Origin of the sequence: Sphingopyxis sp. OPL5, from assembly GCF_003797775.2 — a bacterium.
Classification (GTDB): Bacteria; Pseudomonadota; Alphaproteobacteria; order Sphingomonadales; family Sphingomonadaceae; genus Sphingopyxis.
On the sequence record NZ_CP060725.1, the window covers coordinates 1,040,537 to 1,053,011 of the forward strand.

The 12,475-nt window shown below is 64.0% G+C and carries 10 protein-coding genes; 7 read left to right on the plus strand and 3 right to left on the minus strand.

What is annotated here, in order from left to right; all coding sequences use genetic code 11:
- The 5 genes from EEB18_RS05125 to EEB18_RS05145 all read left to right on the plus strand — a co-directional run bounded on the left by EEB18_RS05125 (window position 1) and on the right by EEB18_RS05145 (window position 5,648).
- Window positions 1-1,647, plus strand: a complete 1,647-nt coding sequence (locus tag EEB18_RS05125) for an acetolactate synthase large subunit (protein WP_187141380.1) — start codon at window positions 1-3, stop codon at window positions 1,645-1,647.
- Between the two features lie 62 nt (window positions 1,648-1,709).
- Entirely contained in the window at window positions 1,710-2,003 is a 294-nt protein-coding gene (locus EEB18_RS05130; RefSeq protein ID WP_187141379.1) for a GIY-YIG nuclease family protein, read from the plus strand.
- A 49-nt stretch (window positions 2,004-2,052) separates the two neighbouring features.
- Complete coding sequence (locus tag EEB18_RS05135) at window positions 2,053-3,492, plus strand: aldehyde dehydrogenase family protein (RefSeq protein ID WP_187141378.1); 1,440 nt, start codon at window positions 2,053-2,055, stop codon at window positions 3,490-3,492.
- A 219-nt stretch (window positions 3,493-3,711) separates the two neighbouring features.
- Complete coding sequence (locus EEB18_RS05140) at window positions 3,712-4,593, plus strand: UDP-2,3-diacylglucosamine diphosphatase (protein ID WP_187141377.1); 882 nt, start codon at window positions 3,712-3,714, stop codon at window positions 4,591-4,593.
- Window positions 4,593-5,648: a glycosyltransferase family 4 protein gene (locus EEB18_RS05145; RefSeq protein WP_187141376.1), complete on the plus strand. Its 1,056-nt coding sequence runs from the start codon at window positions 4,593-4,595 to the stop codon at window positions 5,646-5,648. The genes EEB18_RS05140 and EEB18_RS05145 overlap by 1 nt, the downstream gene beginning before the upstream one ends.
- Here EEB18_RS05145 and EEB18_RS05150 read toward each other — a convergent pair.
- On the minus strand, window positions 5,645-8,134 hold the full coding sequence (locus EEB18_RS05150; RefSeq protein ID WP_187141375.1) for an ABC transporter ATP-binding protein: 2,490 nt from the start codon (window positions 8,132-8,134) through the stop codon (window positions 5,645-5,647). The two genes, EEB18_RS05145 and EEB18_RS05150, sit on opposite strands and share 4 nt — an antisense overlap.
- Window positions 8,135-8,493: 359 nt before the next feature.
- Between EEB18_RS05150 and guaA the strand changes: the two genes are divergently transcribed.
- Entirely contained in the window at window positions 8,494-10,053 is a 1,560-nt protein-coding gene (guaA, locus tag EEB18_RS05155) for a glutamine-hydrolyzing GMP synthase (protein ID WP_187141374.1), read from the plus strand.
- Window positions 10,054-10,645: 592 nt separating this feature from the next.
- On the plus strand, window positions 10,646-11,476 hold the full coding sequence (locus EEB18_RS05160; protein WP_187141373.1) for a 23S rRNA (adenine(2030)-N(6))-methyltransferase RlmJ: 831 nt from the start codon (window positions 10,646-10,648) through the stop codon (window positions 11,474-11,476).
- 127 nt (window positions 11,477-11,603) lie between these two features.
- On the opposite strand, the gene EEB18_RS05165 is transcribed toward EEB18_RS05160, so the two are convergent.
- Window positions 11,604-11,924, minus strand: coding sequence for a hypothetical protein (locus EEB18_RS05165; RefSeq protein ID WP_187141372.1), 321 nt, complete (start codon window positions 11,922-11,924; stop codon window positions 11,604-11,606).
- 230 nt (window positions 11,925-12,154) lie between these two features.
- A complete protein-coding gene (locus tag EEB18_RS05170; RefSeq protein ID WP_187141371.1) occupies window positions 12,155-12,475 on the minus strand; it encodes a 2Fe-2S iron-sulfur cluster-binding protein in 321 nt (106 codons plus the stop codon).

Genomic DNA, 12,475 nt, shown 5'->3' on the forward strand with positions numbered 1-12,475 from the left:
ATGAAAAAAGCATCCGACCTGTTCATCGAATGCCTGGAGGAAGAAGGCGTCGAATATATTTTCGGCGTCCCGGGCGAGGAGAATCTCGACTTTCTCGACAGCCTGTCGCGGTCGACCAAGATCAAGCTGATCCTGACCCGGCACGAACAGGGCGCGGGCTTCATGGCCGCCACCTATGGCCGCCACACTGGCAAGACCGGCGTCTGCCTCGCGACACTCGGCCCCGGCGCGACCAACTTCGTCACCGCCGCCGCCTATGCGCAATTGGGCGGCATGCCGATGATGATGATCACCGGGCAAAAGCCGATCAAGAAGTCGAAGCAGGGCCGGTTCCAGATTCTCGACGTCGTCGCGATGATGGGGCCGATCACCAAATATACCCACCAGATGGCCTCGTCGGACAATATCCCGAGCCGCGTGCGCGAAGCCTTTCGCCTCGCCGAGGAAGAAAAACCCGGCGCGGTGCATATCGAACTGCCCGAGGATATCGCCGACGAACATACCGACAGCCTGCCGATCAAGCGCAGTCATTCGCGCCGGCCAACCGCCGACGTCAAATCGATCCGCGAGGCGGTGAAGGCGATCGAGGAAGCGACCTCGCCCGTCCTCGTCATCGGTGCCGGCGCGAACCGCACGATGACCAGTCGCATGCTGCTGCAGTTCATCGAAAAGACCGGCATCCCTTTCCTGACGACGCAGCTCGGCAAGGGCGTGATCGACGAACGCCATCCGAAATTCCTCGGCTGCGCCGCGCTGTCGGCGGGCGATTTCGTCCACCGCGCGGTCGAGGCGTCGGACTGTATCGTCAACCTCGGCCATGATGTGATCGAAAAGCCGCCCTTCTTCATGAAACAGGGCGGTCCGACCGTCATCCACGTCTCGACCAAGACCGCCGAGGTCGACCCGGTCTATTTCCCCGATATCGAGGTGATCGGCGACATCGCCAATGCGGTGTGGCAGATCAAGGAAGACATCGTCCCCAACGGCGGCTGGAAATTCGACCATATGCTCGCCTTCCGCAAGGGCGAGGTCGACCATACCGCACCGCTGGCACAGGACGCGCGTTTCCCGATCTTCCCGCCGCACCTGGTGCAATCCGTGCGCGATTCGATGCCCGACGATGGCATCATCTGCCTCGACAACGGCGTCTACAAAATCTGGTTCGCGCGTGGTTACACCGCCTATCGCCCCAATACGGTGCTGCTCGACAATGCGCTCGCGACGATGGGCGCGGGGCTGCCGTCGGCGATGATGTCGGCGATGGTCTATCCGGGGCGCAAGGTCATGGCGATCTGCGGCGACGGCGGTTTCATGATGAACAGCCAGGAAATGGAGACCGCGGTCCGCCTGGGGCTCAACATCACCGTGCTGATCTTGAACGACAACAGCTATGGCATGATCCGCTGGAAACAGGCGAACATGGGTTTCAAGGATTGGGGGCTGACCTATGGCAACCCCGATTTCGTCAAATATGCCGAAAGCTATGGCGCCCACGGCCACCGCGTCGAAAGCGCCGCGCACCTGAAGGAACTGCTCGCGCATACCCGCGACACGCCGGGGGTGCATCTGATCGATTGCCCGGTCGATTACACCGAGAACGACCAGATTTTGAACATCGACATCAAGAAATTGTCGAAGGAAATGTAAGCCCGTCGCCCGTCGCCCGCTGTTTCTTGTCATCCCCGCGAAAGCGGGGACCCAGGAGCGAAATGGAACAGACCTATCACGTCTATATCCTCGCGAGCGGGCGCAACGGCACTCTCTACACGGGCGTTACCGGCGACCTGGCGCACAGATGTTCGCAGCATCGGAGCAGCCAGGGGGCGAGCTTCACGAAGCGTTACGGCGTGCACCGACTGGTGCATGCCGAAGCCTTCGCCGACGTGAGCGAAGCGATCGCGCGCGAGAAGGCCGTGAAGAAATGGCGCCGGGCATGGAAACTGGAATTGATCGAGCAAGGCAATCCGCAATGGCTCGATCTCTATGACCGGCTCAACGGCTGAACTGGCCGCCCCTGGGTCCCCGCTTTCGCGGGGATGACATGGTTGGAGAATGATTGTGAAACTCAAAGACGTCTACCCGCTCTACCTCAACAACAAGGCGGTGCAGCCGAACACCGATCTCAAGGTGATCGACAAATATACCGGCGAGGTCGCGTTCCGCACCGCGCTCGCGACCCCCGACGTGATCGACGAAGCGATCGCCGGTGCGGTGCGCGCCGCCGAGCCGATGGCGCGGCTGGCGAGTTTCGAGAAGCGCGACGTTCTCACCCATTGCGTCGGGCGCTTTCAGGAACGGTTCGACGAACTCGCTTTTGCGCTGTGCGTCGAGGCGGGCAAGCCGATCGCCGATGCCGAGGGCGAGGTCAGCCGCCTGATCGACACCTTTCGCATCGCCGCAGAGGAAGCGGTACGCAACTATGGCGAGATCCAGCCGCTCGACATTTCGGCGCGCGCCAAGGGCTATATGGGGATGTGGAAACGCGTGCCGATCGGCCCGTGCAGCTTCATCTCGCCGTTCAACTTCCCGCTCAACCTCGCCGCGCACAAAATCGCACCCGCGATCGCGATCGGCTGTCCGTTCGTGATGAAACCCGCGTCGATGACCCCGCTCGGCGCGATCATCATGGGCGAGGTGCTCGCCGAGTGCGACATCCTGCCCGAAGGTGCGTTCAGCATCCTGCCCGCGAGCCGCGCAGGCGCCGACCTGTTCACCACCGACGAGCGGCTGAAATTGCTCAGCTTCACCGGCTCGCCCGGTGTCGGCTGGGATTTGAAGGCCAAGGCGGGCAAAAAGAAGGTCGTGCTCGAACTCGGCGGCAACGCCGCGGTGGTCGTCGACAAGGACGCCGACCTCGACCATGCGCTCGCACGGATCATCTTCGGCGGCTATTACCAGTCGGGGCAAAGCTGCATCCACGTCCAGCGCGTGATCATCCATGAGGATATCTACGATCGTTTCCGCGACATGCTCGCCGCGAAGGTCAAGACGCTGAAATCGGGCGATCCGAAGCTCCACGACACCTTCATCGGCCCGATGATCTCGGTCAAGGAAGCGCAGCGGCTGAAAGGCTGGATCGACGCCGCGGTCGCCGCGGGCGCGACCCTGCTCGCGGGCGGCGGTTGCGAAGGCAATATGCTCGAAGCGGCCTTGCTGGAGAATGTGCCGCGCGACGCCGATGTGGTGGTCGAGGAAGCTTTCGGCCCCGTCGTCGTGCTGTCGAAATTCTCCAAGTGGGAAGACGCCCTCGCCGAGGTCAATGACAGCAAGTTCGGACTCCAGGCCGGGCTGTTCACCAGCGACCTGCACAAGGTGCTCGAGGCCTGGGATCATCTCGAGGTCGGCGGCATCGTCGTCAACGACGTGTCGTCCTACCGCGTCGACAACATGCCCTATGGTGGGGTCAAGGACAGCGGGCTGGGCCGCGAAGGCGTGCGTTTCGCGATCGAGGATATGAGCGAAATCCGGAATTTGGTGATCCGGCGCGTTTGACCGTCGCCCCCGCGTAGCCGGGGGCCGCGGGCGACCTAGCGCTACCCCGATAGCGGCCCCCGCCTTCGCGGGGGCGACGGAGCTTGTCACGACATGTCTTTCGGCACCGTCACACAACCGCCGCCAAACTTTCTCCGAACTGTCGCGGCTTCGATTCCCGCCGTGTAACAAAACTCCTGTCTAGGCCGTGGACAGCTAAGGCTGCCCACGGAGCATGACATGGCATCGATTTCGACCCTGCCGATCCCCGCCCGTTTCCCCGACCCCTTCACCACCGACCCGCATATTCCCGAACGGGTCATTGGCGAACGGCGGAGCTATCGCACCGTCTGGGTCAGCGACATCCACCTTGGCACCCGCGGCTGCAACGCCGCGATGCTCATCGATTTTTTCGACCATGTCGATTGCCAGACGCTCTATCTCGTCGGCGACATCATCGACGGCTGGCGACTGAAAAAGCGCCATTTCTGGCCGCCCGAGCACAATGACGTCGTCTGGCGCGTGCTCAAGCGCGCCAAGCGCGGCACCCGGGTCGTCTATGTCCCCGGCAATCACGACGAGATGATCAAGCCGTTCGACGGTTTCGATTTCGGCGGGGTCGAGATCCGCCGCGAGGCGATCCACGAAACCACCGACGGAAAGAGACTGCTCGTCGTCCACGGCGACGATTTCGACGCGGTGATGCTCGCGCACCGCTGGCTCGCCTTCGTCGGCGACGCCGCCTACACCGCGCTGATGAAGTGCAATGTGGTGGTGAACCGCATCCGCAGCAAACTTGGCCTGCCCTATTGGTCGCTGTCGATGGTCGCCAAGCACAAGGTCAAAAATGCCGTCCAGTTCATCGGGCGGTACGAGGAAGTCGTCGCGCATGCCGCGCGCTCGCGCGGGGTCGACGGGGTGGTATGCGGCCATATCCACAGCGCCGAGATGCGCGAGATCGAGGGCGTCGACTATTATAACGACGGTGACTGGGTCGAAGGCTGCACCGCGCTGGTCGAGCATCACGACGGCACGATGGAAATCCTGCACTGGGCCGAGGAGGTCGCGGCCCGCGCCGCGCCGACCCCGCTGGCGCTACCCGCCCCGGCACGGGCGGCCTGATGCGGATCCTGATCGTCAGCGACGCGTGGGAGCCGCAGGTCAACGGCGTCGTCCGCACCTTGCAGGCGACGATCGGCGAATTGCGGCGCGCGGGGCACGAGGTCGGCATCGTTTCGCCCGACCTGTTTCGCTCGATCCCCTGCCCCTCTTATCCCGAAATCCGCCTTGCCTTCGCCGGCTGGCGCAAGGTCGGGCGGCATATCCGCGCCTTTGCCCCGCAGGCGATCCATATTTCGACCGAGGGCCCGCTCGGCATGGCGGCGCGGCGCTGGTGTATCCGCAACAAATTCCCCTTCACCACCGCCTATCACACGCGCTTTCCCGAATATGTCGCGGCGCGATTGCCGCTGTCGCCCGCCTTCGTGTGGCGCTTCATCCGCTGGTTCCACCGCCCGGCGCGCCACATCATGGTCGCGACGCGCAGCCTCGCCCGCGAACTCGCCGACCAGGGCCTGACCCAGACGATGCTGTGGGAACGCGGGGTCGACCATGACCTGTTCCGTCCCGACCGCGCCGCCCATTCCGCGCTCGCGGGACTGCCGCGCCCGATCCAGCTCTATGTCGGCCGCGTCGCGGTCGAAAAGAATATCGAGGCGTTCCTCGATACCACCCAGCCCGGCACCAAGGTGATCGTCGGCGACGGTCCGGCGCTCGCCGAACTCAAGGCGCGTTATCCGGGCGCCCTCTTCCTCGGCAAGCAAACCGGCGAGGCACTCGCTTCGATTTATTCCGGCGCCGACGTCTTCGTCTTTCCGAGTAGGACCGACACCTTCGGCCTCGTTATCATCGAGGCGTTGAGCGCGGGCACGCCGGTCGCCGCTTATCCCGTCCCCGGTCCGGGCGACATCGTGGCCGGCGGCGCGGGCGCTCTCGACGCGGATCTGGACGACGCGATCGCCGCGGCGCTGCAATGCGATCGTGGCGACGCGGCGGCGCTCGGCGCGCGTTACAACTGGCCCGCCTGCACCGCACAGTTCGTCAAGGCCCTCACCTTCGTGCCCGCCGAAACGGCGTCCGAAGGCGCCGTGCTCGGCACGACGATCCTCTCCGCCTAAAAGGTCTTGCGCCACTCCAGCTCGATATAACGGCCGAGCGGATCGATATAGCCCGGCTGGTAGTTGAGCGGCACGATGCCGTTGCCGTCGGTGATCTTGCGCTGCGCGTCGAAGATATTGTCGACCGCGAAGCGCAGGCGCGAACCCTTGAGGAATGGCATCTTCTCGATCAGCTTCGGCTTCTGGCCCAAATCCATGAAGACGCGCAGGTTGAAGGTCGCGAGGTCGCCGAAATCGAGGTCGCCCGCGGTGCCGCCGGTTACGGTGCTGCCGCTGTCGTACTTCGCGCTCAGCCGCACCCCGAGCCCCTTGTTGAACACGCCGCCGTCGAGTTCGACGAGGTGTCGGTTGCTGCCGCCGCCGCTGCCCGTCGCCGAGCCGTCGAGCAGGTCGAGTTCGGGCACGCCCGGGCGGATGAAGATCGTGTCGGTCAGTTTGACCGTGTGATAGAGCGAGACCTGCCAGCGCCCGCCCTGCGGGCCGCCGAGCATGCCGCCGGGGCCGCCAGGACCGCGACCGCCGCCGCCAGCGCGCGGACCGCCGCCACCGGGGCCGCCCGGACCGCGCTGTGCGCCGGGTCCGCGTTCGCCGCCGGGCGGACGTCCGCCCGCGCCTTCTGGCCGCGCGCCGCCAGGGCCGCCGGCAGCGCCGGGTCCGCCCTGCTGTTGCTGGCCGAAACTCTTGCCGAAGTTGAAACCCCATCGAATCTGCGAATTTTCGGTGCGGTCGAAATTGACCGGCCGCTGGTCGAGCGCGATCAGCACGCCATCGGCATCACGCGTAACCCGGTCGGGGAAGGCCGCCTCGATCTCGGGGGTCAGCAGCGGGAAGCTGTTCGCGGTGTCATAGCTCTTGTTCTTGTTGTAATTGACCGAGAAGTTCAGCCCCTCGAGCATCGGCGGCGACCAGTTCAAGCCCAGCTTAAGGTCGCGGCGCTGCTCGGCGAGCAGGAAGGGGTTGCCGCCCGTGGTCGTCGTGATCTGAACCGTCTGGCCGGTCGAAAAATCATAATAGGTAACCCCCGGGGTCACCAGCGGCGCGGCGCCGAGTTGCTGGATGCCGGGCGCCGCCTCGTCATTGTTGAAGCTCGCGACGAGCGAAAGATTGTCGGTGATCCCCCAATTGAGGTTCGCGCCCCAACTCTTGAGCGCCGCGAAATCGCTCGGATCCTGATATTGCCCGCTGAGCGTGAGCGACACGCGGCCGATATTGCCCGCGCCATATTCGGGGTCGAGCAGCGGGATCGTCAGCGAGCCGAGGACGCCCGGCAGGTCGCGCGCGAGATCGGTCGTCGTGACCGCCAGCGCCGTTTGCGACCGGCTGTCGAAGCGCAGTCCCGCATAATTCGCGGTCGCCGACAGACGGATCGGTCCGGCCCAGCCGTCGCCCAGCCCGCCCGAGATATTGGCGGTGCCGCCGAAACTTTGCTGGCTGCTGTCGAACCGGTCGCGCGCGCCGCTGACGCGATCGGTGAAGATCAGCGAATCGGCGTCGGCATAATTGGCCGCCGCCGACCAGCGCCAGTTGCCGAGCATGCCGTTGATGCTGGCGGTCGTCGACAGGTTGCGGCTGCGGCTGTTGCGCGTCAGCGGGTCGGTGACACCGCCGACGCCGGGGCCGATCAGCGACAGGCTGTCGGTCTGGTCGAAACGGACATTGAGCGAGGCGTCGGTCAGCTTGTTGAGGCTGCGCTGGACCGTACCGTCGATCTTGTAGGTGTCGCTCGCCCCGAGCAGGCTGCGCGCCGGCGCGCCGGCAGCCAATGCCTGGCCGTCCGCGTCTGAAGCATAGTCGAGGTTACGCTCGCTCTCGCGCAGCATCGTCTGATGCTCCCACCCGGTATTCAGGTTGAAGCGGCCATTCGCGCCGATCATCAAGAAGCTCGGTTCGATTTCGCTTTGGAAGCGTCCGCCCTGCGTCGGAATGCCGCCCTCGGCCTCGACCGCGACTTGCCGGAAATTGGGCTTGAGCACGAGGTTGACGACGCGTTCGTCGGCCGCATAGCCATATTGCAGCGCGACCTCTTCGGGGAACACTTCGACCTTGGCGATCGCTTCGGGGGGCAGGTTGCGCACTTCGCCAAAACCGCCGATGCGGCGCCCGTTGACGAGGATGATCGGTCGCCCGCTGCCGCGCCCGCGGCCCGAACGCGTCTGGGGCGCGAGTGCGGTCAGCAGTTCCTCGACGTTCGACACGCCATAGCTGGCGATCGCCGCCTCATCGAGTTCGGCCTCGGCGGTAAAATCGGTGTCGAGCTGACCGACGAGCCGCGGCGCGGTGACGACGATTTCGTCCTCATAGCCATCGTCGTTGCTGTCCTGCGGATTGGCGGCGGCACCGTCGGCGGGCTGGTCGGCCGCGACGGTGGTCGTCACGGCGACCGCGATCGGACTGTCGACGGCTTCGGCCATCGCCGGGCAGGCGAACGAAGCCCCCGCCGCGAGCAGGGCGGCCTTGACCGACAGCGAGGAGGAGAATTTTGGCATGGGAGAGACGAGCCTTTTTCTTTTGCCTTTGTTTTCTTTAGCGAAGCAGGCTGAACCCGCCCTGACGTCCAGTTGCCCCGGCCGTTCAGCTAGGCGGCGTTTGTCGCAACAATATGGCAGTGCAACAAAAGTTCCACGAACGGCGGTTAGGCGCCGCCCGACAGCAGTCCCATGCTCGAACGGAAAAGGGGCGCACCTTCGGGACGCCCCTTTTCTATCCCGATGCGCGGCGCCCGGTAGCTCAATTTGCCGCCTTCATCGACGGCTGCCAGCCCTATCGCGCGCCGGCCGAAGATCGGGAACCATGGTCGAGGCCTAGAAATACTGGACAGCGCCGGGGTCCATCCTTAGGTGGCGCCATGTCCATACAACCTCCCGAATCCATCCTGATCGTCGACTTCGGTAGCCAAGTGACCCAGCTCATCGCGCGCCGCGTGCGCGAGGCCGGGGTCTATAGCGAGATCGTCCCGTTCAACAGCGCCGCCGAGGCCTTCGCGCGGATGCAGCCCCGGGGCGTGATCCTGTCGGGCGGACCCGCGTCGGTCACCGACGAGGGCAGCCCGCGCGCGCCGCAGGCGATTCTCGACAGCGGCCTGCCGATCCTCGCGATCTGCTATGGTCAGCAGACGCTGTGCGTCCAGCTCGGCGGCACGGTCGAGGGCGGGCACGCCGCCGAATTCGGCCGCGCCGACGTCGAAATCCTGAAAGCCAGCCCGCTGTTCGACGGCTTCTGGGAGGTCGGCCAGAAATATCCGGTGTGGATGAGCCACGGCGACCGCGTCACCGAGGCGCCCGACGGGTTCGAAATCGTCGGCACCTCGCCCAACGCCCCCTTCGCAATCTGCGTCAACGAGGCGAAGCGCTATTACACGACGATGTTCCATCCCGAGGTGGTCCACACCCCCGATGGCGCGAAACTGCTGTCGAACTTCGTCCACAAGATCTGCGGCCTCGCCGGCGACTGGACGATGGCAGAGTTCCGCACCAACAAGATCGCCGACATCCGCGCCCAGGTCGGCGACCAGCGGGTACTCTGCGGCCTGTCAGGCGGGGTCGACAGTGCGGTCGCCGCGGTGCTGCTCCACGAAGCGATCGGCGAACAGCTCACTTGCGTGTTCGTCGATCACGGCCTGCTGCGCCTCAACGAACGCGAGCAGGTCGAGCGGCTGTTCCGCGACCATTATAATATCCCGCTGGTCGTCGTCGACGCCGAGGAACGCTTCATGGCCGGGCTCGCCGGCATTTCCGACCCCGAGGCGAAGCGCAAGTTCATCGGCAAGACCTTCATCGACGTCTTCGACGAGGAAGCGCAAAAGCTGGGCGGCGCCGATTTCCTCGCGCAGGGCACTTTGTACCCCGATGTCATCGAATCGGTGTCGTTCACCGGCGGGCCGAGCGTCACGATCAAGAGCCACCACAATGTCGGCGGTCTGCCCGAACGCATGAAGATGGCGCTGGTCGAACCCTTGCGCGAATTGTTCAAGGACGAAGTGCGCCTGCTCGGCAAGGAACTCGGGCTTCCCGACGTCTTCGTCGGCCGCCACCCCTTCCCCGGCCCCGGCCTCGCGATCCGCATCCCCGGCGAAGTCACCAAGCCGAGCTGCGACATTTTGCGCAAGGCCGACGCGATCTATCTCGAAGAGATCCGAAACGCGGGTCTCTATGACGAGATCTGGCAGGCGTTCGCGGTGCTGCTCCCCGTCCGCACCGTCGGCGTGATGGGCGATTACCGCACCTACGATCAGGTCTGCGCACTGCGTGCGGTGACCTCGACCGACGGCATGACCGCCGACATCTACCCGTTCGAAGCCGCCTTCCTGTCGCGCTGCGCGACGCGCATCATCAACGAGGTGCAGGGCATCAACCGCGTGGTGTATGATTATACGTCGAAGCCGCCGGGGACGATCGAGTGGGAGTGACGATAACAATCGATATCGATCGACTACAATCGGTACCAGCACTTCGATTGCTCATCTGAGTTACCCTGGCCCGATCTCAAATATGATCGGCGCCGACAAAACGAGCGGGAGCCAGCTTCGGGACTTTGAGTTACTTGTCGGTTTGACCGGCGAAGTTCTGCTTCGAGGGATTTTGGGTGCGGGCGCCACCTTCGCGCGACCTTCCAGGCTGCTTTGGCGACACGCTCCGATCCAGGTCATTCGACATTGAGCGGGTGCAGATCCGCTCCTGACAGACGCGGACGTCGAAGCGCCGCAATTCTGATCATGCGCTGTTATATGAATGTTCGGCCGACATCAGGCGACCGGGCGCTTCGCGGCAATGCCAATCGCATCCGGCTCCCCGATGATCGAACCTTCGCATGCGGCCCGGAGCCCGGCGCCTCCACCTCTGGTGACGGTCGCTAACGCGGGTTTGAGGCCTTGCGCAGAATGCTTTGAAGGTTTCCGTCCGACGCTATACGGGCACCGGATGGGTTGCTTCCCTCGCCTCGCGCTCGGCTTCCGCGCCCGGCCGTTCGATGAAGGCAGATCGCCAGGATTTTGAATTACAATGAATTATCGCCATAGCTTCCATGCCGGCAACAGCGCCGATGTCGTAAAGCACAGCCTGCTGATCGCCCTCGTGCGGGCGTTGCAGCTCAAAGAGAGCGCGCTCACCCTGATCGACACCCATGCCGGTTGCGGGCTGTACGACCTTGGCGGCGAGGAGGCGAGGCGCACCGGCGAGGCCACACAGGGCGTGCTGCGGGCCTTTGCCGACCCGAACCCCTTGCTGGACGACTACCGCGCCGCCGTTCAGGCCGTGAATGCCGGGGACGAGCTTCGCTTCTATCCCGGATCGCCGCGATTTCTGGCGCAGCTTCTGCGTCCGCAGGATTTTCTGATCCTGAACGAGAAACATCCCGACGACGCCTATGCCCTGCGCGGCGCGATGCGCGACACATCCGCCGCCGTGCACGAACGCGACGCCTATGAGCTTTGGCTGGCGATGCTGCCGCCCCGCACCGCGCGCGGCGTGGTGGTGGTCGACCCGCCCTACGAGCAGACCGATGAACGCGCACGTATCACCGCCACCCTCGCCGCGGCTAACCGCAAATGGGCGCATGGCGTGACGGTGGTCTGGTATCCGCTGAAAGACCGCGCCACGCATGTGCGTTGGAAGCAGCAGTTGCGCAACCTCGGCATCCCGAAATTTCTGGTGGTGGAGCATTGGTTGTACGATCGCGATCAGCCCGACATCTATAACGGCGCGGGCCTCTTTATCATCAACCCGCCCTATGCCTTCACGCAGGCGCTGCCGCCTCTGCTGGAAGCCCTGCGCACCGCGCTGGCGCCGGAGGGGCATAGGGGCGAGATCACAACCGATTGGTTGGACGATTGAAATAAACCCTCACCCTCCCCTTCTCCCAAAGGAGGGATTGCCGCGCTTCAACCTGTAAACAAATTTAGTCACGCTGAATTTGAAACATAGTTTTCGTGCCGAATGCCAGTGCGCCAGACGATTGCGCTTAGTCGCCGTTGGCATCGACCATGAAGACCGTCGGCTTGCCGCGAGACGCCGGGTCCCATCCTGCCGACAATGCCGCTCGCACCCCTCGCGAGGCTATCGCGTCGTTGATGTGCGACCGCCCTTTCGGCAGTCCTTTCAACAGGCGCCTTGGCGTCGGAAATTCCAGCACGGCTTCGCGGGGCATATCTCTCTGGCGCAAGGCGACCATCATGCCCTTCCAGCCTTCGGAAGAGGACAGTTGGGGCTCGCTCAGGAGTTCCCAGTCATATTTGACACCATCGATTTGGACGGTGCCGCCGCGGCCGTGCATGTGAAGCATGGGATGCCCATAGCATGTTAAGCGCGGCGCTCCAGTCGGTTCACATCAGGGATCGGCTACCGGACCGTCTAGCGGCCAAGACAGCCGCTCCGCGGCGACGATTGGCATGATTGCAGACCGCCTGCAATCATGCCGATTACCCCGATTAGCGGACGCGCAGTGCACGCTGCGAGCTGAGATTTCGCGATTTCGACGCAAGTTTTATCACTATCCGAAGACCTGGGAGCACATCATCGTTGCTCCTCTGAAAGCTTGACGGTTAGACCGTCCAATTCGGCAGAGACATCGATCTGGCAAGAGAGGCGGCTGTGTTCGTCTCGACCTTCGACGAATTCGAGCATCAGATCTTCGGTCTCGCCCAGTGATGGCAGACGGTTACGCCATGGGGGGTCCACATGGACATGGCAGGTCGCACAGGAACAACCCCCGCCGCAATCAGCCCGGATCGCATCGATGCCATGCCGTAGCGCCGCTTCCATCAGTGAATGGCCGACCTCCGCCTCGATATTGCGCTCGGTTCCATCGGGCTCGACAAAAATGACTCTCACCAT